The sequence below is a fragment of the Nocardioides pelophilus genome (assembly GCF_014180685.1).
In the GTDB taxonomy this organism is placed as follows: Bacteria; Actinomycetota; Actinomycetes; order Propionibacteriales; family Nocardioidaceae; genus Nocardioides; species Nocardioides pelophilus.
The window spans coordinates 16,224-38,743 of record NZ_JACEHF010000022.1; the positions used below are offsets into that span (position 1 = coordinate 16,224).

The 22,520-nt window shown below is 72.5% G+C and carries 24 protein-coding genes; 15 read left to right on the forward strand and 9 right to left on the reverse strand.

What is annotated here, in order from left to right; translation table 11 throughout:
• The first annotated feature begins 96 nt into the window (after positions 1-96).
• Positions 97-3,717: a right-handed parallel beta-helix repeat-containing protein gene (locus tag H0488_RS06710; protein WP_183098512.1), complete on the forward strand. Its 3,621-nt coding sequence runs from the start codon at positions 97-99 to the stop codon at positions 3,715-3,717.
• A gap of 10 nt (positions 3,718-3,727) precedes the next feature.
• Here H0488_RS06710 and H0488_RS06715 read toward each other — a convergent pair whose 3' ends face one another.
• Together H0488_RS06715 and yczE are read right to left on the reverse strand one after the other, a co-directional pair.
• Entirely contained in the window at positions 3,728-3,877 is a 150-nt protein-coding gene (locus H0488_RS06715; RefSeq protein ID WP_183098513.1) for a hypothetical protein, read from the reverse strand.
• Complete coding sequence (yczE, locus tag H0488_RS06720) at positions 3,874-4,554, reverse strand: membrane protein YczE (RefSeq protein ID WP_220794276.1); 681 nt, start codon at positions 4,552-4,554, stop codon at positions 3,874-3,876. The genes H0488_RS06715 and yczE overlap by 4 nt, the downstream gene beginning before the upstream one ends.
• A gap of 61 nt (positions 4,555-4,615) precedes the next feature.
• Between yczE and yczR the strand changes: the two genes are divergently transcribed.
• Positions 4,616-6,067, forward strand: coding sequence for a MocR-like transcription factor YczR (gene yczR / locus H0488_RS06725; RefSeq protein ID WP_183098514.1), 1,452 nt, complete (start codon positions 4,616-4,618; stop codon positions 6,065-6,067).
• Between the two features lie 121 nt (positions 6,068-6,188).
• On the opposite strand, the gene serA is transcribed toward yczR, so the two are convergent.
• Positions 6,189-7,778: a phosphoglycerate dehydrogenase gene (serA, locus tag H0488_RS06730; RefSeq protein ID WP_183098515.1), complete on the reverse strand. Its 1,590-nt coding sequence runs from the start codon at positions 7,776-7,778 to the stop codon at positions 6,189-6,191.
• A gap of 139 nt (positions 7,779-7,917) precedes the next feature.
• Here serA and H0488_RS06735 point away from each other — a divergent pair, with 139 nt between their 5' ends.
• From H0488_RS06735 to H0488_RS06755, 5 genes are read left to right on the forward strand one after another with little or no spacing between them, the layout of a single operon-like run.
• On the forward strand, positions 7,918-8,649 hold the full coding sequence (locus tag H0488_RS06735) for a DUF4129 domain-containing protein (RefSeq protein ID WP_183098516.1): 732 nt from the start codon (positions 7,918-7,920) through the stop codon (positions 8,647-8,649).
• Complete coding sequence (locus H0488_RS06740; RefSeq protein ID WP_183098517.1) at positions 8,646-9,002, forward strand: hypothetical protein; 357 nt, start codon at positions 8,646-8,648, stop codon at positions 9,000-9,002. Before H0488_RS06735 ends, H0488_RS06740 begins: the two co-directional genes overlap by 4 nt.
• Positions 8,999-9,961: an AAA family ATPase gene (locus H0488_RS06745; protein WP_183098518.1), complete on the forward strand. Its 963-nt coding sequence runs from the start codon at positions 8,999-9,001 to the stop codon at positions 9,959-9,961. Before H0488_RS06740 ends, H0488_RS06745 begins: the two co-directional genes overlap by 4 nt.
• Before the next feature lie 7 nt (positions 9,962-9,968).
• A complete protein-coding gene (locus H0488_RS06750) occupies positions 9,969-11,273 on the forward strand; it encodes a DUF58 domain-containing protein (RefSeq protein WP_183098519.1) in 1,305 nt (434 codons plus the stop codon).
• Positions 11,270-11,815, forward strand: coding sequence for a hypothetical protein (locus tag H0488_RS06755; RefSeq protein WP_183098520.1), 546 nt, complete (start codon positions 11,270-11,272; stop codon positions 11,813-11,815). The genes H0488_RS06750 and H0488_RS06755 overlap by 4 nt, the downstream gene beginning before the upstream one ends.
• A gap of 26 nt (positions 11,816-11,841) precedes the next feature.
• Here H0488_RS06755 and H0488_RS06760 read toward each other — a convergent pair whose 3' ends face one another.
• On the reverse strand, positions 11,842-12,558 hold the full coding sequence (locus tag H0488_RS06760; protein WP_183098521.1) for a DsbA family oxidoreductase: 717 nt from the start codon (positions 12,556-12,558) through the stop codon (positions 11,842-11,844).
• 81 nt (positions 12,559-12,639) lie between these two features.
• Between H0488_RS06760 and H0488_RS06765 the strand changes: the two genes are divergently transcribed.
• The 8 genes from H0488_RS06765 to H0488_RS06800 all read left to right on the forward strand — a co-directional run bounded on the left by H0488_RS06765 (position 12,640) and on the right by H0488_RS06800 (position 18,170).
• Positions 12,640-13,017: a thioredoxin family protein gene (locus tag H0488_RS06765; RefSeq protein WP_183098522.1), complete on the forward strand. Its 378-nt coding sequence runs from the start codon at positions 12,640-12,642 to the stop codon at positions 13,015-13,017.
• A complete protein-coding gene (locus tag H0488_RS06770; protein WP_183098523.1) occupies positions 13,017-13,301 on the forward strand; it encodes a metal-sensitive transcriptional regulator in 285 nt (94 codons plus the stop codon). Before H0488_RS06765 ends, H0488_RS06770 begins: the two co-directional genes overlap by 1 nt.
• Before the next feature lie 29 nt (positions 13,302-13,330).
• Positions 13,331-13,669 (forward strand): rhodanese-like domain-containing protein, encoded by a 339-nt coding sequence (locus H0488_RS06775; RefSeq protein ID WP_220794277.1) that lies wholly within the window; start codon positions 13,331-13,333, stop codon positions 13,667-13,669.
• 2 nt (positions 13,670-13,671) lie between these two features.
• The gene (locus H0488_RS06780) at positions 13,672-14,589 is read left to right on the forward strand and encodes a sulfite exporter TauE/SafE family protein (protein WP_183098524.1); all 918 of its coding nucleotides are present in this window, start codon (positions 13,672-13,674) and stop codon (positions 14,587-14,589) included.
• A 23-nt stretch (positions 14,590-14,612) separates the two neighbouring features.
• Complete coding sequence (locus H0488_RS06785; RefSeq protein ID WP_183098525.1) at positions 14,613-16,016, forward strand: MBL fold metallo-hydrolase; 1,404 nt, start codon at positions 14,613-14,615, stop codon at positions 16,014-16,016.
• Between the two features lie 100 nt (positions 16,017-16,116).
• The gene (locus H0488_RS06790; protein ID WP_183098526.1) at positions 16,117-17,031 is read left to right on the forward strand and encodes an ABC transporter ATP-binding protein; all 915 of its coding nucleotides are present in this window, start codon (positions 16,117-16,119) and stop codon (positions 17,029-17,031) included.
• Positions 17,028-17,855 (forward strand): ABC transporter permease, encoded by an 828-nt coding sequence (locus tag H0488_RS06795; protein ID WP_183098527.1) that lies wholly within the window; start codon positions 17,028-17,030, stop codon positions 17,853-17,855. The genes H0488_RS06790 and H0488_RS06795 overlap by 4 nt, the downstream gene beginning before the upstream one ends.
• Before the next feature lie 150 nt (positions 17,856-18,005).
• Positions 18,006-18,170 carry a hypothetical protein gene (locus H0488_RS06800; RefSeq protein WP_183098528.1) on the forward strand — a complete coding sequence of 55 codons (165 nt, stop codon included), beginning with the start codon at positions 18,006-18,008 and terminating at the stop codon, positions 18,168-18,170.
• Between the two features lie 56 nt (positions 18,171-18,226).
• Here the strand turns inward: H0488_RS06800 and ilvC are convergent, their stop codons facing one another.
• The 5 genes from ilvC to H0488_RS06825 all read right to left on the reverse strand — a co-directional run.
• On the reverse strand, positions 18,227-19,252 hold the full coding sequence (gene ilvC, locus H0488_RS06805; RefSeq protein ID WP_183098529.1) for a ketol-acid reductoisomerase: 1,026 nt from the start codon (positions 19,250-19,252) through the stop codon (positions 18,227-18,229).
• Positions 19,253-19,289: 37 nt separating this feature from the next.
• Entirely contained in the window at positions 19,290-19,829 is a 540-nt protein-coding gene (gene ilvN / locus H0488_RS06810; protein ID WP_183098530.1) for an acetolactate synthase small subunit, read from the reverse strand.
• A gap of 3 nt (positions 19,830-19,832) precedes the next feature.
• Complete coding sequence (locus tag H0488_RS06815; protein ID WP_183098531.1) at positions 19,833-21,608, reverse strand: acetolactate synthase large subunit; 1,776 nt, start codon at positions 21,606-21,608, stop codon at positions 19,833-19,835.
• Between the two features lie 253 nt (positions 21,609-21,861).
• Positions 21,862-22,284, reverse strand: a complete 423-nt coding sequence (locus tag H0488_RS06820) for a VOC family protein (protein WP_183098532.1) — start codon at positions 22,282-22,284, stop codon at positions 21,862-21,864.
• 12 nt (positions 22,285-22,296) lie between these two features.
• Positions 22,297-22,520: hypothetical protein (locus H0488_RS06825; protein WP_220794278.1), on the reverse strand; the 224-nt coding region annotated here is incomplete at its 5' end.

Genomic DNA, 22,520 nt, shown 5'->3' on the forward strand with positions numbered 1-22,520 from the left:
CCTGGCTGGTGCCCGCCGACCGGCAACCGGGCAGCCGACGGGTAAAGGTGTCGGCAACCGGGTCCGCACGGCGCGACGAATCCGTACCGTCGGGGGATGCCGCCCGCACCCGACACCAGGCCGGCGCTCAGGGTGCCCGGCCGGGCGCTGGTGGCGTGCGTCCTGCTGGCCGCCGGCATCACCGCCGGCACCTGGTCGGCCGGTCCCGCGGCGCGCGCCGCGGACGTCGTGCTCGTGCCGCCGACGCTCTCCTCCACGCCCGACCGCGCGCTGACCACGCCAGTAGCGGCGTGCGGCGGCACCGTGCTCTGCGTCGGGCCCTCGGGTGCCTTCCCGACGATCAGCGCAGCTGTCACGGCCGCAGGAGACGGCGACACGATCCAGGTCCAGGGCGGCACCTACGCCGAGCGGGTGGTGGTCGCCGGCAAGGAGGTGCGCCTGTACGGCGGGTTCGCGCCCGGCTTCGGCTCGCGCAACCCCGCCGCCAACGTCACCACGATCGACGGCGGGGACGGCGGCACCACGGTGACGTTCAGCGAGGCCGGCGACGCGGTGCTCGACGGGTTCACGGTCACCGGCGGGAAGGCGCCGCTGGGGCAGTACGACGAAGCCGTCGGATCGGGCATCCGGGTCGAGGACTCCGGCGCGGTCACCATCAGCCACAACATCGTCGAGGGCAACGACGACGGGTTCGACTTCACCACCTGCGGCTGCACCACGGAGGGCGGCGGCCTCTACGCGGACAGCTGGCTGCCCGGCTCGACCATCGACGTCGTCGACAACGTCTTCCGCGACAACGGCGCACATCGAGGCGCGGCGATGTTCGTCATCATCCCGGCGGTCATCGAGGGCAACCTGATCGAGGACAACGTCGGGCGCGGCGACCATGGCGGCGGCCTCTTCCTCGGCGGCGACGGCACCGTCCTGCGGCAGAACCTGGTGCGGGGCAACGAGGTCGGCGCGCAGGCCGGCTACGGCTGGGGCGGCGGCGGCATCTTCGTCGGCAACGACGTCGCCACCAGGCCGGCGATCCGGCTCGAGGCCAACCGATGGGTCGGCAACGACGCACCCAGCGACGGCAGCGGGTTCTTCATCGACGAGGCAGCGACCGGCGAGATCGTCGGCGACCTGTTCCACGACAACGTCTGCGGCGAGGACGGCGCCGGGCTGTACCTCGACGGGGGTGCCGCCTACGGGTCCTCGGCCGTCCTGGAGAACGTCACGATCACCCGCCACGCCTGCCCTGCCGGCGCCGACGGCTCCGGGATCTTCGCCGAGGGCGGGTCGCGGTTCGTGCTGCGCAACAGCATCGTGACCGGCAACGGCGGCGACTCCGACCTGTCGCAGTGCCAGGACTGTCAGGCCACGCCGCCGGCCACGGCGAGCCTCGTCACCTACAGCCTGATCGGGCCGACCAGCGGCGCGATCACCAGCGGCACCGGCCTCCTCGCCGGGGCGCCGGGCTTCGTCGACGCCGCGGGCGGCGACTTCCACCTGACGTCGGCGAGCCAGGCGATCGACCGCGCCGACCCGGCCTCGACCGTCGCCGCCGAGCCGGCGCCCAACGGTGGGCGCCGCAACCTCGGGGCGTACGGCGGCACCGTCGAGGCGACGACGAGCGGCGCCGGCCCCGCTCCCGAGCCCGTCCTGCCGCCGCCCGGGAGCGACGTGTGGGACGGCAGCTGCGCCGACCCGGCGACGGGGACGGTCTTCGAGGTCGGGCCGGGGCGCGCCTACACCTCCATCGGCGCCGTGCCCTGGCAGTTGCTCGGACCGGGCGACCGGGTGCGGATCCACAGGCGCGCGACGCCGTACCGGGAGAAGATCCTGATCTCCGAGCAGGGCACGGCCGCCGCTCCCATCACCGTCTGCGGCGTCACCGACGGCAGCGGCAACCGGCCGGTCATCGACGGTGCGGGCGCGACCACCCGCCCCGGCATGGAGTCGGACTTCGCGCTCACCCAGACCCGCGGCCTGATCACCTTCGCGACCAAGGAGGGCGACCCCTACGGGACCAAACCGGAGTTCGTCGTCATCGACGGCTTCGAGCTCACCGGCGCCTTCCCGGGCAACACGTTCACCGACCACGACGGCAACACGCAGGCCTACCCCGACAACGCGGCCGCGCTGTTCGTCGAGCGCGGCGAGACCATCACGTTCCGCAACAACCTGATCCACGACAACGGCAACGGGATCTTCGTCGCATCGGGCGATGCGGAGGAGTCGGTGTCGCGGCACATCCTGGTCGAGGGCAACGAGCTCGCGGACAACAGCGTCCCGGGGCGCGACCGCGAGCACCACTCCTACATCGAGGCCGAGGACACGGTCTACCAGTTCAACCACTACCGCGACACCAGTCCGGGCGCCCAGGGTGGCGCGCTCAAGGACCGTTCCGCCGGGACCGTCGTCCGCTACAACTGGATCGAGGGCGGCGCCCGAGCGCTCGACCTGGTCGAGTCCCAGGAGGGCTGCCCGATCCTCTGCGCCCTGCCGTCCTACCGGTCGACGTGGGTCTACGGCAACGTCATCGACGTCCGGGTCGGCGACGCGACCAACACCGTCCACTACGGCGGCGACGGCGGGGAGACCGAGTACGACACCTACCGCAAGGGCACGCTCTACTTCTTCAACAACACCGTGTCCTACCGGCTCGACCAGGCCGACGAGTACAACGGGTCGATCTTCGACCTGGAGACGACCGACGAGACCGTCGAGGCCTGGGGCAACGCCTTCTACGTCGCCAGCGCGACCCCCGGCGAGCCGCCGATCAACGTGTTCCTCACCAGGGAGTCGGGGACGTTCCACCTGGGCGAGAACGCGTTCAGCCCCTCGGTCGCGGCAGAGCGCTACGCCTCGTTCGACGGCACGATCGTCGGCTTCGCCGGCCAGACCCGGCCGGCGGGCAACGACTTCGGCTTCACCGACCTGGCCGGCGACGACTTCCGCCCCGCGTCCGGCTCACCGCTCGTGGACGTGGGCGCGACCCCTCCGATCACGCTCCCGACCCGGCACCAGCTCAGGTTCGAGTACGTCGAGCACCGGCTCGCGCTCGGCCGGCTGGTCAACGGCGGCGCGGTCGACCTCGGCTACTACGAGCGCGGCCCGGCGGGGCCGGTCACGGAGCCGGGGCCCGACCTCGCCGTACCGACCTTCAGCACGACCGTCCCGGCACTGACCTACGGGCGTGCGGCCCGCGTCTCGGTGACGGTCGCCGGCGACGGCGTACCGGCGCGCGGCCAGGTGACGCTCCGCGAAGGCGGCCGGACGCTGGACTCAGCCACCCTGTCGGGCGCCGGCACGGCGAGCCTCGACATCGCTGCCGGCGCGCTCGCGCCCGGCAGCCGCACCCTGCTCATCCAGTACGGCGGGAGCGCGACCGTCGAGGCGGGCACGACGACGCGTGCCGTCACGGTCGCCAAGGGGCCCGTCACGGCGCTCGCGCTCGAGGTGGTGCGGCCGCCCCGCGTCAGCCGGCGCGGCAAGGTGGAGGTCGTCGTCGGGACACCGGCGGGCCTCGAGCCGGCGTCGGGGCGGGCGCGGCTGCGGCTGGTGCGCGGCGAGGTCGTGAAGCGGGCGGCGGGCGACGTGGTCGACGGCACCGCCACGATCCGCCTGCCGAGGCTGGCGCGGGGTCGGTGGACGGTGCGGATCCGCTACCTCGACGACCCCTACTACCGGAACCGGAAGGCGACGGTCACGATCCGGGTGCGACGGTAGCGCGTCGGTCTCAGCGCAGCGGGCGCTCGGACGGGGGCAGCAGGTCCGGGTCGACGAAGTGCGAGCGCGGGATCGACGCGGGCCGGTCGAGGCGGACCTCGCGGATCGTCCCGGCGACCGCCGCAGCGACGAGCACGACCAGGCAGAGGAACGCGATCACGCCGCACCGCGCCCCTCGGGCACCGCGATGTCGACCAGGCACCACGGCAGGAACAGCTGCGTGAGCGGGCCGATCATGAGCGCGTAGACGACGGTGCCGGCACCCAGCACCCCGCCGAGGGTGAGGCCGACCAGCACGACCGCGACCTCGAGCAGGGTGCGGACCAGCCGGAGCGAGAGCCCGGTCCGGCGGTGCAGGCCGGTCATCAGGCCGTCGCGCGGACCGCGCCCGAGCTGCGCCCCGATGTAGAGGCCGGACGCGACACCGCAGAGCAGCACGCCGCCGATCATCAGGGCGATGCGGGCGCTCAGCGCGGCCGGCTCGTCGAGGACCCACAAGGTGGCGTCGGCCGACAGCCCGACCAGCACCGCGTTGGCGATGGTGCCGATCCCCGGCTGCTCGCGGAGCGGGATCCACAGCACCAGGACGACGAAGCTCATCAGCACGACCGCCTGGCCGAGGGTGATCGGGAGGTGCCGGATCAGGCCCGAGTGCAGCACGTCCCACGGCGCGAGGCCGACGTTGCCACGCACCATCATGCCCAGGCTGACGCCGTAGAGGACGAGACCGACCACCAGCTGCGGGAGCCGACGGCCGAGCCGGCCGGCGCGCAGCTGGGCCACCGGGCCCAGGTCGGCCAGGGTCCGGATCGGGGCGGCGGCTGTCATGGTCGTCATGCATCAAGGATCCTTACCGGTGGTCTGGTTTGAAATAGCCACTTGTGATCTACTGGCCTGCATGTCGCAGTCCATTTCTGCCGCGCGCGTCGCCACCCTCGCCGGCGACTTCGGTCGCTCCCCCGCCTACGTCGGGCTGGCCGACGCGCTCCGCGAGCTCATCGGCGACGGCCGGATCGGCTACGGCACCCGGCTGCCCAGCGAACGCGACCTCACCGCCACGCTCGGCGTCTCCCGGACGACCGTGACCCGCGCGTACGCCGTACTCCGGGACACCGGGTACGCCGAGGCGCGCCACGGCTCGGGGACCTTCACCCGGCTGCCGGGCGGGCCGACGCGGGCGCACGACCGGGCACTGTGGCCGACCGAGGTGAGCGCCGGGGTGATCGACCTGGTGTGCGCCGCGGCGTCCGCGCCGCCGGGCATCGCCGCGGCGTACGCCGACGCAGCCGCGACGCTCCCGGCCCACCTGGGCGGACACGGCTACTACCCGGCCGGGCTCCCCGACCTGCAGACCGCGATCGCCGCGTCGTACGACGCCCGCGGGCTGCCCACCTCACCCGAGCAGATCATCGTCACGACCGGCGCGCTCGCCGCGACCGCGGTCGTCGGCAGCGCGCTCGCCGGACCGCGGGACCGGGTCCTGATGGAGTCGCCGACCTATCCCAACGCCGTCCAGGCGCTGCGCACGGGCGGCGGCCGGCTGGTCACCATCCCGCTCGACCCGGAGGGCTGGGACCTCGACGCGATCGCCGGGGTGCTCGCCAAGCGCTCGCCCCGGCTGGTCCACGTCATGCCCGACCACCACAACCCGACCGGGTTGGTCATGTCCGAGCGGGACCGGGCGGCCTACGCCCGCCTGCTCTCCGAGCACGGCGCCACCGCCGTCGTGGACGAGGCCCACCACACGCTGCAGCTCGACGACGCCGCGGCGCTGCGGCCGTTCGCGTCGTACTCCTCGGACGCGGTGAGCGTCGGCAGCGCCAGCAAGAGCGTCTGGGGCGGGCTCCGGCTCGGGTGGATCCGGGCGCCGCACCCGCTGGTCGACCGGCTCACCCGGGCGCGGGTCGGCCTCGACCTCGGCGCGCCCGTGCTCGAGCAGCTGGTGCTGACCCGGCTGCTGGCCGGCGACTTCGACACCCTCCTCGCCGCCCACCGGAGTCGGCTGCGCGAGCAGCGCGACGCGCTCGTGGCAGCGCTCGGCTCCGCCCTGCCCGACTGGACGTTCCGCACGCCCGCCGGCGGGATGGCGCTGTGGTGCCGCCTCCCCATGGCCGGCGCCACCGCGCTGTCGGTCGAGGCGGAGCGGCACGGCGTGCTCCTCGCGCCCGGCCCGTCCTTCGCCCCCGAGGGCGGCCTCGACCGCTACCTGCGGATCCCCTACACGGTGCCGGTCCACGACCTCGAGGAGGCCGTCCGCCGGATCGCCGCCGCCTGGACCGTCGTCACCGCCCGCGGCGACCACCGCACCGACGCACCCCGCGTCGGCCGCGCCGGCGTACTCGTGGCATAGCCGACCCGGCACAAACTCAGCCCGAAAACCCGCCGACCCGGCACGAACTTGGCCCAGAAAGCGCCCGGCCCCGCTCCCAGGTGGGGCCGGGGCGGGNCGCGACACGCTCGCGCAATCCAAATCAGACGAGGTCGACGGCCCGGATGGAGGTGGCGGAGATGGCGGCCTCGATCTCGGCGAGGGTCTCGGCGGGGATGGCGGAGTCGACCGAGAGGGCGACCAGGGCCTGACCGCCCTTGGTGTCGCGGGAGACCTGCATGCCGGCGATGTTGACCTGGGCGTCGCCGAGGATCTGGCCGACGGTGCCGACCATGCCGGGGCGGTCGTCGTAGGTGAAGAACGCGAGGTGGTCGGTGGGCTCGATGTCGATGTCGTAGCCGTTGACCTCGACCAGCCGCTCGCGCTGGTGGATGCCCACCAGGGTCCCGCTGACCGAGACCTGCGAGCCGTCGGCGAGGGTGCCGCGGAGGGTGATCAGGTTGCGGTGGTCGGCGCTCTCCGGGTCCGTGACCAGACGTACGGCGGTGCCCCGCTCGGCCGCGAGCAGCGGCGCGTTGACGTAGGACACCTGGTCCTCGACCACGCTGCTGAACACGCCCTTGAGCGCAGCCAGCTCGAGCACCTTCACGTCGTGGTCGGTGATCTCGCCGCGGACCTCGACGTCGAGCTGCTGGGCGACCTCGCCGGCGACACCGGTGAAGATCTGGCCGAGCTTCTCGGTGAGCGGGATGCCGGGGCGCACGTCCTCGGCGATCACGCCGCCCTGGACGTTGACCGCGTCGGGCACGAGCTCGCCGGCCAGCGCCAGCCGCACCGACTTCGCGACCGCGATGCCGGCCTTCTCCTGCGCCTCGTCGGTCGAGGCGCCGAGGTGCGGGGTGGCGACGACGTTCTCGAGCTCGAAGAGCGGGCTGTCGGTGCACGGCTCTTTGGCGAACACGTCGAGGCCGGCGGCGGCGATCCGCCCCGTCTTGAGCGCGTCGTAGAGCGCAGCCTCGTCGACGATGCCACCGCGGGCGGCGTTGACCAGGACCAGGGACGGCTTGGCCTTCGCGAGCTGCTCGGCACCGATCAGGCCAGCGGTCTCGGGCGTCTTCGGCAGGTGGACCGACATGAAGTCGGACTCGGCGAGCAGGGTGTCGAGGTCGACCAGGCGGACGCCCATCTGCGCGGCGCGGCCGGCCTGCACATAGGGGTCGTAGGCGATGACGTTCATGCCGAAGGCGCTCAGCCGCTGGGCGACGAGCACGCCGATCCGGCCGAGGCCGACGATGCCGACGGTCTTCTCGTAGAGCTCGATGCCGCTGTACTTCGACCGCTTCCACTCCGCGTTCTTCAGCGCGGCGTGCGCGGGCGAGATGTGGCGGGGCCCCGCGAGCATCAGCGCGACGGCGAGCTCGGCGGCGGAGACGATGTTGGAGGTGGGCGCGTTGACGACCATCACGCCGGCCTGGGTGGCGGCCTTCACGTCGACGTTGTCGAGGCCGACCCCGGCCCGGGCGACGACCTTCAGCCGGGTGGCGGCCGCGAGCGCCTCGGCGTCGACCTTGGTCGCGGAGCGCACCAGGATCGCGTCGACGTCGGCGATCGCGGGGAGCAGCTCGGCGCGGTCGGCACCGTTGCAGTGACGGATCTCGAAGTCCGGGCCCAACGCCTCGACGGTCGCGGGGCTGAGCTCTTCGGCGATGAGAACGACGGGACGGTCAGTCACAGCGGTTGTCCTTCGAAGGAGGATCGTGCGGGGCGATGGTGGTGCACGACGCTGTGCCGACGTTCACGGTACCGGACCCCGAGGCGTGTTACGAACTCGTGTCAGGGCTCGAAAACGGCCCGTCCACTAGCCTTTCTCCATGGGGACCCACTCCCCCCGCTCCCTCCATCTCAGTCCGATCGCGCTGGGCTCGCTCGTGCTGGTGCTCTGCGCGCTGGTCGCGGCCACCTTCGACGGCCCGCGCTGGACCGACCTCGATCGCGGCACCGAGCGACCGCCGGTGGCCGAGCAGGAGCGCGACCGGTCGGGCGCGGCCGAGGAGACCCGGTCCGAGCAGTCCGAGTCGACGGAGGACGGCGACGAGCCCTGGCTTCCCTGGGTCCCGCCGCTCGACCTGCTGCTCCTCGTCCCGACCGCGCTGGTGTTCGGGGTCGCGCTGCTGGTGGTCGCCCGGCTTCGGCTGGTACGACGACGCCGGCAGCTCACCGGCCGGATGGGAGTGCGCAGCAGTCCCGTCCCCGACCCCGGGCGGCCGTCGGAGGACGAGGAGTCCGGCCTGCCCGAGTTCCTCGGCGAGGTCGCCCGCGCGATCGGGCGCGGCACCCCCCGCAACGCGATCGTGGCCGCGTGGGTGCGGTTGGAACAAGCCGTCGAGGGCGACCACTTCCCCCACCGGCCCGAGGAGACACCGAGCGAGCTGGTGGAGCGCGCGCTGGCGTCGTACCACCTCGACGACGCGTCGATCCGGCGCCTGGCCGCGCTCTACCGCGAGGCCCGCTTCTCCCGGCACCCGCTCACCGAACAGCACCGGGCCGAGGCCGCGGCCTGCCTCGAGGGGCTGCTGGCCTCCTTGGGAGCGCGGGCGCGATGACCGCCGTGTGGGTCGCGCTCGTGCTCGCCGCCGCGGGGGTGTCGTGCTACGCCGCCCTCGTCAGCCGGACCGTCGGCGCCGCGACGTGGCCGGAGGAGGCGTCGCTGCACGTACGGGAGAACCGCGCGCACGACCAGCAGGTCAACCACCTCGAGCGGCTGGTGGCGACCGACGACCCGACCGCGGCGCACGCGGTCGTGCGCGAGGTCACCGGCCAGCTGCTCGCGATGCCGGTCCTGGACGCCCGGCTCGACCGCACGACGGCCGCGTTCGTCGCCGACCCGCCCGTCGGCTCCCCCGCGCGCTACCGGCGCGAGCTCGCCGACGCGCTGACCAGGATCGAGGAGCTGTGAACGGACTGGACGACGCCTCCCGCAAGGCCCGCGCGGTGCTCGACGAGATCGAGCGGGCCGTGGTCGGCAAGCGCGACGCGCTGACCCTGGTGCTCAGCGCGATCCTGGCCGGCGGCCACGTGCTGCTCGAGGACTTCCCCGGGCTCGGCAAGACCCTCGCCGCGCGGTCGTTCGCGCAGACGCTGGGGCTGGACTTCCGGCGGGCGCAGTTCACCCCCGACCTGCTGCCGGCCGACCTCACCGGCTCCTTCATCTACGACCAGGGGCGGGCCGCGTTCGAGTTCCGGCCGGGGCCGCTGTTCACCGGCCTGCTGCTCGCCGACGAGATCAACCGGACGCCCCCGAAGACCCAGGCCGCGCTGCTGGAGGCGATGCAGGAGCGCCAGGTCACCGTCGAGGGCGAGACGTTCGCGCTGGAGCCGCCGTTCCACGTGCTGGCGACCGCCAACCCCGTCGAGTACGAGGGCACGTACCCGCTCCCCGAGGCGCAGCTCGACCGGTTCCTGCTGCGGGTGGGATTCGGCTACCCCTCCTCCGAGGAGGAGTGGGAGGTGCTGCGACGCCGCCTCGAGCGCCAGCGGGAGGAGCAGACCCTCGACCAGGTCGTGTCGCGCGAGGAGCTGCGCACGATCCAGGCCGCGGTCGAGACCGTGACCGTCGACCCCGACATCGGCCGCTACTGCGTGGCCCTCGCCGCCGCGACCCGCCGGCACCACCACACCCTGGTCGGCTCCTCACCTCGTGGCGGGCTCGCCCTGATGCTGGTGGCCCGCGGCTATGCGGTGATCGCCGGGCGGGACTTCGTCGTGCCCGAGGACGTGAAGGCGGTGGCGGTGCCGGCGCTCGCCCACCGGATCACCATCCGGCCCGAGCTCTGGATGACCGAGATCTCCGGCAGGACGGTGGTCGAGACGGTCCTGGGTCAGGTGCCGGCGCCGACCGCACGCGACCGGGTCTGAGCCGACCATGACGGCGATAACGGGGTGGCGCCCGACCTACGCCCACCTGCGAGCGGCGGTGGTCGGGCTGACCGTGCTCGTGGTGGGGGTCGTCATCGGCCGCCCGGACGCGGTCGTGATCGCCGCGCCGCTCGTGCTCGTGGCCGTGGCGTCGGCCCGTCGGCCCGCGACCGAACCGCGGGCCGCGACGCCGCTGGCCGCGCTCACCGTCAACGAGGGCGAGGAGGTGACCTGGGAGGCGACGCTCGACGGGCTGCCGCCGGGCGGGACCGCCGTCTTCGTCCACCCCGGGCAGAAGCTGCTGGCGGTCGAGCCCGCCGCAGGCCTGCTCGTGGCGGAGGGCGCCGGTGAGGCAGCGCCGGGCGCCGCGGTCGGGCGGATCGCGCTCCGGCCGCTGCGCTGGGGACGGCGTCGGCTCGGCGACCCGGCCGTCGCGGCGTACGACGGCTGGTGCTCCTGGCGCTGGGGCCCGGTCCCCCTCGCCGGGATGCGGATGACGGTGCTCCCCATGACCGCGCCCCTGGACGCCACCGCGCCGGCGCCCCACCCGCGCGGGCTGGTCGGCATGGAGCGCGCCGCGCGCCCCGGGGAGGGCACCGAGTTCAACAAGGTGCGGCCGTTCGGGACCGGCGACCGACTGCGCCGGATCCACTGGCCGGTGTCGGCGCGCACCGGCCGGCTGCACGTGACCGCGACCTACTCCGACGAGGACACCCACGTCGCGGTCCTCGTCGACGCGGTCAACGACGTCGGCGAGAGCGCCGGTGTCGACGGCGACCAGAGCAGCATGGACCTGGCTGTGCGGGCCGCCGCCGTGCTCGCCGAGCACTTCCTCCATCGCGGCGACCGGGTGGGCGTCCGGGTCTTCGGCGCGTGGGGTGTCAGCCTGGTGCCGGCCGGCACGGGACTGCTCCAGCTGCGGCGGATCCTCGACACGTTGTGCCTGATCGAGCCCGGGACCGCGCGCGGCGAGGACGCGCTCGTCGCGCGCCAGGGACTCGGGGCCGGCACCCTGGCCCTGATGCTGTCGCCGCTCATCGACCCGGCGGCCACGCAGCAGGTCGCGATCCTCAACCGGGCAGGCATCGACGTGGTCGTCATCGACACGCTGCCGCCGGGCATGGAGGAGGAGACCGGTACGACGCCCGCCGCGCTCGCGTGGCGGATCCGGATGCTCCAGCGCCGGGTCGAGACCACCCGGCTCGCGTCGCTCGGCATCCCGGTGGTGCCGTGGGCGGGCGCGCACAGCCTCGACCAGGTGCTGCGCGACCTGACCCGGCGCCGGTCCACCCCGAGGTTGGTGGTCCGATGACCGGGTTCGCGCTGGAGGATCGCGACGGCACCCAGCTGCTGACGATCACGGTCCCGGGCATCGTCGTACGGCTGTCCGCCGTGGCGCCGATCGCGATCGCGGTCGGTGCGCTGCACCGGGTCGCGCCCGACGCGCTCTGGTGGCCGTCGGTGCTGCTGGTGCTGCTGGCCGTGCTGTCGGCCGAGCTGCCCGACTCCGGCGCCGGCCTGGTCACGCTGGGCGGGCTGGCGGCCTGGTGGTTGATCGCCGTCCCCGAGCCGGAGGTGTGGTGGGGGCTGCTCGTCGCCTGCTGCGCGCTGGTGTTCCATGCCGCCCTCGCCCACGCGGCCGCGGGACCGTCCGGGTGCGCGCCGACCTGGCTCGCCGTCCTCAGGCTGGCGCGCCGGTGCGGCGGCGTCCTCGTCGCGACGACGGGCCTGGCGGCGGTGGTGGAGGCCGCCGCCGAGTGGGGCGAACCGCCGATGCTGGTGGTCGGCCTCACCCTGGCACTGGTGGGCGTGCTCCCCTGGCTCGCCGGACTGACCGGGACTAACCGGGCCTGACCGGGCCTGACCGGGGCGTCAGGCCGTCAGACGGGGCAGCCGTCGGGACCGCACGCTTCCGCGTCGACGGCTCCGGGGACCGTCTCGAGGACCGGGTGGCTCTCGGACCAGGCGCGATCGAGGAGCTGGGCGAAGAACTCGGTCGGCTGGGCGCCGGAGACGCCGAACTTGTTGTCCACGACGAAGAACGGCACGCCGGTCGCCCCGTAGGCGCGGGCCTGGGCGATGTCGGCGGCGACCTCGTCGACGTACTGCTCGCTTCCGAGGACCTCGTCGACGCGCGCGCCCTCCAGGCCGACCTCGACCCCGATCGCGCGCAGCACACCGTGGTCGGCGACGTTGCGGGCCTCGCCGAAGTAGGCGAGGAGCAGGGCGTCCTTGAGCGCGGCCTGCAGCCTCGGTCCGCCCTCGATGAGCGCGAGGTGCAGCAGTCGGTGGGCGTCGACGGTGCCGACGTGGGGCGAGTCGTGGTGGTGCTGCCAGTCCATGCCTTCCTCGGCGGCGAGCCGGGTCACCATCGCCTGCTTCTCGGCGGCGTCGGCGAGGGTCAGGCCGTACTTGCGGGCCAGCATCTCCTGCGCGGTCTCCGTCGGCGCGGTCGGTGCGCTCGGGTCCAGCAGGAAGGAGTGGAACACCACTTCGACCTCGTCGCGGTGGTCGAAGTCGGCCAGTGCCCGCTCGAGCCGTCGCTTCCCGATGGAGCACCAGGGGCAGACCACGTCGGACCAGATGTCGATACGCACGGCTGGTCAACCACCAGGACGGCCGACCTGTTCCCCTCGCGCGCAGTTGGAGTTCTATACCCCCGGGGGTATAGTGAAGCCATGAGCACGCAAGAGATCACCCTGGCCAACCTGGAGGGCACGCTCCGGGACAACGAGATCGTCCTGCTCGACTTCTGGGCAGGCTGGTGCGGACCGTGCCGCCGGTTCGCGCCGGTCTTCGAGCGCGCAGCCGTCAACAACCCGGACGTCGTCTTCGGCAAGATCGACACCGAGGCGGAGCAAGAGCTGTCGGCGAGCTTCCGGATCACCTCGATCCCCACGCTGATGGCGTTCCGCGACGGCATCCTGGTCTTCGCCCAGCCGGGCGCGCTCGGCCCCGCCCAGCTCGACCAGGTCATCGACGGAGTGCGCGGCCTCGACATGGACCGGGTCCGCGCCGAGATCGCGCAGCGCGAGGCCGAGGGACGGACCGCCTGATGGCGACCACGAGGGCCGCCGCCCCTTCCACCGATGCCCAGAAAAAGATCCTCAACCGGCTGCGCCGCGCGCGCGGGCAGCTCGACGCCGTGATCAACGCCGTCGAGTCCGAGTCGCACTGCCGCGACGTGGTCATCCAGCTCGCGGCCGTCACCAGTGCGCTCGACAAGGCCGGGTTCGCCATCATCTCGACCGCCCTGCGCGAGTGCATCGACACCGAAGCGGGGGCCGAGTCGGGTCCCACCCCCGACGAGCTGGAGAAGCTCTTCCTGATGCTCGCGTGAGCGCATCCCGATCCCACGAAGGAGTCCCGGTGGACCACACCACCCGCAAGGTCACCGTCACCGAAGCCCGGGCCATGGCCGCACAGGGCGCCCTGCTCATCGACGTCCGCGAGCCCAGGGAGTGGGCGGCCGGCCACGTCGACGGCTCGCTCCACGTGCCGCTCGGCCGCCTCGAGGCGTCGTACGTCCCCACCGGACGACCGATCGTCGTCGTCTGCCGGTCCGGCAGCCGGTCCGCGATCGCCACCCAGCTGCTCCAGGCGGCCGGCCGGACCGACGTCTTCAACATGGCCGGCGGACTGGTGGCCTGGGACGCCGCCGGGTTCCCGCTGGTCGCGGGCAGCAGCACCGTCGGAGCCGGTCGATAGCCATGACGACGTTCCTGCTGCTCATCGCGCTCGGCCTGCTCATCGGGCTGGTGCTGGGAGGACTCGGCGGAGGCGGCGCGATCCTGACCGTGCCCGCCCTCGTCTTCCTCGTGGGCCAGTCGGCGACCGCCGCGACGACCAGCAGCCTCGTCATCGTCGGACTCACCGCCGCGGTCGGCACGGCCGCGCACCTGAGAGCCGCACCGGGCTGCTGCCGGGTCGGCTGGCGGCTCGCCCTCACCCTGGCTGCGGCCGGGCTCCCGGCGGCGTGGGCGGGTTCGCACCTCAACCGGTCCGTGGACCCCGACCTGCTGCTCCTCGCCTTCGCGGCGCTGATGGCGGTCGCCGCCGGAGCGGTGTGGCGCGACGCCGGGCGCCGACCGGCTCCGCGCCCCTCTCCCCCGAACGCGTCTCCGACGGCGCCGGCCCCGACATCGCCGGGACACCCGACGTCGCCGGGACACCGGGCGTCGAGCGACACGATCGTGCTCGCCGGGCCGACCGACACCAGGACCGTGGCCGAGGCCGAGACCGCTGCGCTCGCCAGGGTGTCGTGGCCGCTCGCGATCGTGGGCGGGCTCGGCGTCGGCTTCCTCACCGGCTTCCTCGGCGTCGGCGGCGGGTTCGTGATCCTGCCGATCCTGGTCACGCTCTTCGGACTGCCCCTCAGCGTCGCGACCGGGACCTCACTGGCCGTGGTCGCCCTCAACTCGGGGACGTCGCTGGCGGCGAGGGTCACCGTCGCCGAGTTCGACTGGGCGGTGATCGTCCCGTTCACGATCGCGGCGATGGCGGCCAGCGTGGTCGCACGCCGCGCAGCGGCACGGCTGCCCACCCGCGGGATCAGCCGCGGCTTCGCCGTACTCCTCGTCGTGGTGGCCGCCTACACCGGCACCACCAGCCTGATCCACCTCACCTGAGCCAGCTTCCCAAGGAGATCGCGATGTACTTCGCACAGCACTACCTCGACTGCCTGTCGCAGGCGTCCTACCTCATCGGAGACGAGACCACCGGGCGGGCCGTGATCGTCGACCCCCGCCGCGACGTCCAGGACTACCTCGACGACGCAGCCGAGCACGGCCTCACGATCGAGGGCGTGATCATGACCCACTTCCATGCCGACTTCCTGGCCGGTCACCTCGAGATGACCGAGGCGACGGGCGCCTGGATCGGGTACGGCGACCGGGCCCAGGCCGACTACCCGGTCCGCCACCTCGGCGACGGCGAGCGCATCGAGCTGGGCGGGACGCAGGGCGTCGCCCTCGAGATCATGCACACCCCGGGCCACACCCCGGAGTCGATCAGCGTGCTGGTCTACGAGCACGCCGACGACGAGGTCGCCTACGCCGTGCTCACCGGTGACGCGCTCTTCATCGGCGATGTCGGCCGGCCCGACCTGCTGGCCTCGCTCGGCGCGACCGCCGACGAGCTCGGCGCGATGCTCTACGACTCGGTGCAACGCAAGCTGATGGGCCTGCCCGACGAGGTGCGGGTCTTCCCTGCGCACGGCGCCGGCTCGGCCTGCGGCAAGAACCTCTCCACCGAGAAGCAGTCGACGATCGGCGAGCAGCGGCGCTTCAACTATGCGTGCCGCCCGATGACCGAGGAGCAGTTCGTCGCGATCGTGACCGAGGGACAGCCGTCGGCGCCGGACTACTTCGTCTACGACGCGGTCCTCAACCGCCAGCAGCGCCAGACCTACAGCGCAACCCCGGCGCCGGAGCTCGACCTCGACGCCGCCCTCGCCGAGGTGGAGCAGGGCGCGATCCTCCTGGACGCCCGCGAGAGCATCGAGTTCGCGGCCGGCCACCTGCCGCGGTCACTGAGCATCCCGCTCGACGGCCGCTTCGCCGAGACCGCCGGCATGATGCTCGACCCGGACGACCGGATCGTCGTGATCGCCCCTGACGGCCACGCGAGCGAGGTCGTCACGCGGCTGGCCCGGATCGGGTTCGACCGCGTCGTCGGGCAGCTGCCGGGCGTCGAGTCGGTCCTGATCGCCATGGACCCGGCGCTGGTCGGTCATGCCAGCCGGCTGACCCCGGCCGCGTTCGACGACGCCGTCGCCGCCCTCGGCTCGAACGCCTTCCTGCTCGACGTGCGCAACGCGGGCGAGATCGCCTCCGGGTTCCTTCCCGGATCGGTCAACATCCCCCTCGCCGAGCTGCGCCGCCGCATCGACGAGGTCCCCCGCGACCGTCCGGTGATCGTGAACTGCGCCGGCGGCTGGCGCTCGGCGGTCGCGGCGTCGTACCTGCGGAGCCAGGGGTTCGGCGACGTGTCCGACATCCTCGGCGGCTACGACGCCTGGCACGCGCTGCGGACCCCCGAGGGCGTGCGCGGCTGATCTCTGGCACCCACCCCTGACCCGACCCAGGGTCGGCTCAGGGGTGGTTCCGGGGGTCTGCCCGACGCGCAGTCGGGCGGCTCGCCGGAAGAGTGGGGCCATGATCACCATCGAGTCCCTGACCAAGAGGTACGGCACCTTCAGCGCCGTCGACAACGTGTCGTTCAGCGCCCAGCCCGGTCGGGTGACCGGCTTCCTCGGCCCGAACGGCGCCGGCAAGACCACCACCATGCGGGTCATGGTCGGCCTCACCGAGGCGACCTCCGGCCACGTGCACGTGCTCGGCCGCCCGTTCGGCGCGCTGCCGAACCCGGGCCGCGAGGTGGGTGTCCTCCTCGACGCCTCCGCACAGCACGCCGGCCGCACCGGCCGCGAGATCCTCACCATCGCCGCCCGCACCATGGGCCTGCCGAAGCAGCGGGTCGAGCAGATGCTCGACCGGGTGAGCCTGACCGAGGAGGAGTCCGGCCGCCGGGTGCGCAACTACTCCCTCGGCATGCGGCAGCGCCTCGGCATCGCCACCGCGTTGCTCGGCGACCCCGAGGTGCTGATCCTCGACGAGCCGGCCAACGGCCTCGACCCGGCCGGCATCCGCTGGATGCGCGACCTGCTCCGCGACTTCGCCGACCAGGGCGGCACGGTGCTGCTCTCCAGCCACCTGCTGCACGAGATCGAGGTCATCGCCGACGACATCATCGTGATCGGCAACGGCCGGATCGTCGCCGGCGGCACGAAGCAGGAGCTGCTGGCCTCGACCGGCACCCTCGCCCGCGCCGCCGAGCCGGTCGTCCTGAGCCGCGCGCTCGAAGCAGCCGGCATCGTCACCACGGTCGCCGACGGTGCCGTCTTCGCCGACGCCGACCTCGCCACGGTCGGCCGCACGGCGTTCGCCGCCGGCATCCCCCTCACCGAGCTCCGGACGGCCGACGGCGCCGGCCTGGAGGAGATGTTCCTCGAGCTGACCGCTGAGAGCCAGCGCGACTCCCTCACCGTTCTGGAAGGAGCAGTGGCATGACCACCGCGACCATGACCCCCGCAGCCCTCGACGGGTCGGCCCCGGTCTCCCCCCGCCGCGAGCGCGCGGTGCCGGACCCGATCCCGTTCACCCGGATCCTCGGTGTCGAGCTGCGCAAGATGTTCGACACCCGGGCCGGCTTCTGGCTGATGGCGAGCATCGTGATCGCGTCGGTGATCGCGACCGCGCTCACCATCATCCTCGGCAACAGGGACGACCTGACCTTCGACACGTTCGCCGCGTCCGTGGGCAGCCCGATGTCGATCGTGCTCCCGATGATCGGCGTGCTCGCCGTCACCAGTGAGTGGAGCCAGCGAACCGCGCTCACCACCTTCACGCTGGTGCCGAGCCGTGGCCGCGTGATCGGCGCCAAGCTGGTGAACGTGCTGGTGATCGGCGCGGTCTCGATGTTGCTCGCCCTCGGCGTCGGCGCCGTCGGCAACCTGCTCACGTCCGCGATCACCGGCAGCGACCCGGTGTGGGACATCCCCGCCTGGACCTTCGCCCAGATCGTGCTGGCCAACGAGCTCGGCATGCTGCTCGGCTTCGCGCTGGGCCTGCTGTTCCGCAACTCCCCCGCGGCGATCGTCGGCTACTTCGTCGTCAACCTGGTGCTGCCGGGCCTGTCCGGCGCGCTCGCATCGTCGCAGGAGTGGTGGATGGACAACGCCGGCTGGTTCGACCTCAACCAGACCCGGTTCCTGCTGTTCGACTCGTCCCTGACCAACCAGGAGTGGGTCCAGCTCGGGCTGACGTCGATGCTCTGGATCGTCCTGCCGCTCGCGGTCGGCCTCCGGCTCGTGATGTGCTCCGAGGTGAAGTAGCAGCCACCGACCAACGTCCTGCGGGCGAAGCCGACCTCGGCTTCCCCGCGGGACGTAGTCATTTCGGGCCAGAGATCCGGGCCTAACACTCGATGCGTCGACCATGCCCGCACGGCAGGTTGGGAGCACCCGATCGAAACGAGGATCCCGATGTTCGCCGCACCTGCTCCCGCGCTGCCGGCCCCGAAGCCGGCGTCCGAGCCGACGCCCGGTCAGCGGCAGGCGACCTGGGCGACGATCCTCCTGTCCCTCACGGCGTTCTGGTACGTCGCCGGGCTCGGCGTCAGCGCCCTGTGGCGGTCGTTCTCCGGCTGACCCGAAAAACCCATCGACCCGTCACCAAGTTGGCGACGGGTCGGCGAGGTGGTGCGTCAGCGGGCGGCGGAACCCTCGGTGTAGTCGGCGTCCTGCTGCTTCCACGCGAAGTGGGAGCGGAGCAGCCGGCCGGTCGCCTCGATCGGGTGAGCGGCCTCCTGCTCGCGCAGCTTGAGGAACTCGACGCCACCGGCGTCCTGGTCGCCGATGAACCGCTCGGCGAAGGAGCCGTCACGGATGTCGGACAGGATGCCCTTCATCGACTCCTTGACGGCGCCGTCGATGACCCGGGGGCCGGAGACGTAGTCGCCGTACTCGGCGGTGTCGGAGACCGACCACCGCTGCTTGGCGATGCCGCCCTCCCACATCAGGTCGACGATCAGCTTGAGCTCGTGGAGCACCTCGAAGTAGGCGATCTCCGGCTGGTAGCCGGCCTCCATCAGGGTCTCGAAGCCGGCCTGGACCAGGTGCGAGACGCCACCGCAGAGGACCGCCTGCTCACCGAACAGGTCGGTCTCGGTCTCCTCGGCGAAGGTGGTCTTGATGACGCCCGCGCGGGTGCCGCCGATGGCCTTCGCGTAGGACTTCGCGAGGTCCCAGGCGGACCCGGAGGCGTCCTGCTCGACCGCGATGATGTCCGGGATGCCGCGACCCGCGACGTACTCGCGGCGCACCGTGTGACCCGGCGCCTTCGGGGCGACCAGGATGACGTCGACGCCCTCGGGCGCCTCGATGTAGCCGAACCGGATGTTGAAGCCGTGTCCGAAGACGAGGGTGTCGCCGGCGGCGAGGGCCGGGGCGATCTCGTCGCGGTAGAGGTGCCGCTGCACCTGGTCGGGGGCGAGGATGACGATGACGTCGGCCTCCTCCGCGGCGTCCCGCGGGGTCAGCACCCGCAGGCCCTCCTCCTGGGCCTTCGCCCGGCTCTTCGAGCCCTCGAGCAGGCCGACGCGGACGTCGACGCCCGAGTCGCGGAGGTTCAGCGCGTGGGCGTGGCCCTGGCTGCCATAACCGATGACGGCGACGTGCTTGCCCTGGATCAGGGACAGGTCGGCGTCGTCGTCGTAGTAGATCTCAGCCACGGGGGGCCACTCCTTCTGATGGTTGGTTGTACGTCAGTCAGTTGTTGACGGCCGGCGGCACGGGTACGGCGACCGGCTTGCCTCGTTCGGAGATCGACCGCGGACCGCGACCGATCGCGATCGCGCCCGACTGGACGAGCTCGCGGATGCCGAACGGCTCGAGCACCCGGAGGAAGTCGGCGATCTTGCCGACGTTGCCGATGATCTGGATCGTGATCGCGTCGGAGGCCACGTCGACCACCTTGGCGCGGAAGAGCTGGACGGTGTCGAGCACCTGACCGCGGGTCTCGGCGGTCGCACCCACCTTCACCAGCACCAGCTCGCGCTGGACCGAGGCGTTGGGGTCGAGCTCGACGATCTTGATCACCTCGACCAGCTTGTTGAGCTGCTTGGTGACCTGCTCCAGCGGGCTGTCCTCGACGTTGACCACGATGGTCATCCGGGAGACCTCGGCGTGCTCGGTCGGGCCGACCGCCAGCGACTCGATGTTGAAGCCGCGCCGGCTGAACAGCGCGGCGATCCGGGCCAGGACGCCGGGCTTGTTCTCGACGAGGACCGACAGGGTGTGCTTCGCCATGGCTTAGAGGTCATCCTCGTCGAACTGGGGAGCGAGGTCCCGGGCGTACTTGATGTCGTCGTTGCTGGTGCCGGCGGCGACCATCGGCCACACCATGGCGTCGCGGTGCACCCGGAAGTCGACCACCACCGGGACGTCGTTGATCTCCATCGCCTTGGCGATGGTGGCGTCGACGTCGTCGGGCGACTCGCAGGCCAGGCCGACGCAGCCGTAGGCGTCGGCGAGCTTCACGAAATCGGGGATCCGCTTCGAGTGAAGGTCGGTGTTGGAGTAGCGCGAGTTGTAGAACAGCGTCTGCCACTGCCGCACCATGCCGAGCGACTCGTTGTTGATGACCGCGACCTTGATCGGGATGTTGTTGATCGCGCAGGTCGCGAGCTCCTGGTTGGTCATCTGGAAGCAGCCGTCGCCGTCGACGGCCCACACGGTGTTGTCGGGCATCGCGACCTGGGCGCCCATGGCCGCCGGGACCGCGAAGCCCATGGTCCCGAGCCCACCGGAGTTGATCCACTTGTTCGGCTTCTCGTAGCCCACGAAGTGCGCGGCCCACATCTGGTGCTGCCCGACGCCGGCGGTGTAGATCGTCTCGGGGCCGGCGAGCGCGCCCAGCCGCTCGAGGACGTACTGCGGGGCCAGGCCGCCGTCGGCCGGCTTGTCGTAGCCGAGCGGGTACTGCTTCTTCACCCCGGCCAGGAACTGGACCCAGCCCTCGTAGTCCCCGGTGCGGCCGGCGTCGGCCTCGGTGCGCAGCGTAGTGATCAGGTCGACCAGCACCTCGCGGACGTCACCCACGATCGGGACGTCGGTGTGGCGGTTCTTGCCGATCTCGGCCGGGTCGATGTCGGCGTGGATCACCTTGGCGCCGGGCGCGAACGAGTCGAGGTTGCCGGTCACCCGGTCGTCGAAGCGGGCGCCGAGGCTGATGATCAGGTCGCTCTTCTGCAGGCCCGCGACCGCGGCGACGGTGCCGTGCATGCCGGGCATGCCGAGGTGCTGCGGGTGGCTGTCGGGGAAGGCACCGCGCGCCATCAGGGTGGTGACGACCGGCATCCCGGTCAGCTCGGCGAGCGCGAGCAGCTCCTTGGACGCGCGCGCCCGGATGGTGCCGCCGCCGACGTAGAGGACCGGACGACGGGCGTCGAGCATCAGCCGGGCCGCCTCCCGGATCTGCTTGGCGTGCGGCCGCGTCACCGGGCGGTAGCCGGGAAGGTTGATCTCGGTCGGCCAGTCGAAGGTCGTGGTCGCCTGGAGCGCGGACTTGGCGATGTCGACCAGGACGGGCCCGGGGCGGCCGGTGGACGCGATGTGGAACGCCTCGGCGATGGTGCGCGGGATCTCGGCCGGGTCGGTGACCAGGAAGTTGTGCTTGGTGATCGGCATCGTGATGCCGCGGATGTCGGCTTCCTGGAAGGCGTCGGTGCCGATCATGGACGCGCCCACCTGGCCGGTGACGGCGACCATGGGGACCGAGTCCATGTGGGCGTCGGCGATGGGCGTCACCAGGTTGGTGGCGCCGGGGCCGGAGGTGGCCATGCACACGCCCACCCGGCCGGACGCCGCGGCGTACCCCTGGGCGGCGTGGCCGGCGCCCTGCTCGTGGCGCACCAGGATGTGGCGGATGGGGCTGTCCATCAGCGGGTCGTAGGCGGGCAGGATCGCGCCGCCGGGGATGCCGAAGATGTCGGTCACGCCGGCGGCCTCGAGGGACTTCACCAGGCTCTGGGCACCGGTGACTGCACCCGTCGAGGGGGCCCCGCCCGACTGCTGCTGATCACTCATCCGACTTCTCGTTCCTTACATCTCGTGGTGCCGACGCACCCGGCACTGGTTGCTCGTCGTACTCAACAAAAAACCCCTCGGTTGCGAGGCAACGAGGGGCGGACGCGCAGAGCTGAGTCAGCCGGCGCGTCCGGTGCGTACGACGAGGAGGTCCTGGCGCATGCGCACAGAGTACGCCGTCGCGTCCGGTGCCGTGCGCCCAGCCTCCCACGCGTCCCAAATGACAAGACGTCCGTCTCAGATTCGGAGGTGCTCACGGCAGCACCAGCCGACCGATCGGACCGGGGTTGAAGGCGACCTCCCAGCGGTAGCCGTCGGGATCCGCGAAGTAGCCCGTGTAGCCGCCCCAGTCGCGCTCGACCGGCTCCGCCACGGGTGCGGCGCCGGCCGCCCGCGCGGTCGCCAGCACGCCGTCGACCTCCGCCTTGGTCGCGACGTTGTGCGCGAGCGTGATCGGCGCCAGCCGACCCTCGGACGGCATCGTCGGCTCCCCCACCTCGGCCGCGAAGTGGGCGCGGTCCCAGAGGGAGAGCACGAGGTGCTCCCCCGTGCGGATCATCAACACCTCGCCCGGCACGTCGAGCTCGGCGGGCCACCCGAGCCCGTCGACGTAGAACCTCCGGGCGGCGTCGAGGTCGGTCACTGCGAGGGTCACGAAGCTGATCCGCGGATCCATCCGACCACCTTGTCACGCGCCTCCGACGCGCGCACGGAGCGAGGCGAGCACCGCCGGCACCGCGGCGATCGCGGCCTCCGCGGCGCGCTCGGCCGCGTCGATCACGGCGTCGTACGCCGCCCGCGCGTCTGCCTCGGCCGGGTCGTCGGCATCGTCGGGATCGTCGGGGTCGTCGGGCAGTGACCGCCGGACGTGCTCGGCGAGCAGCAGCGCGTCGCGGTGGTCGCCGAGCAGCG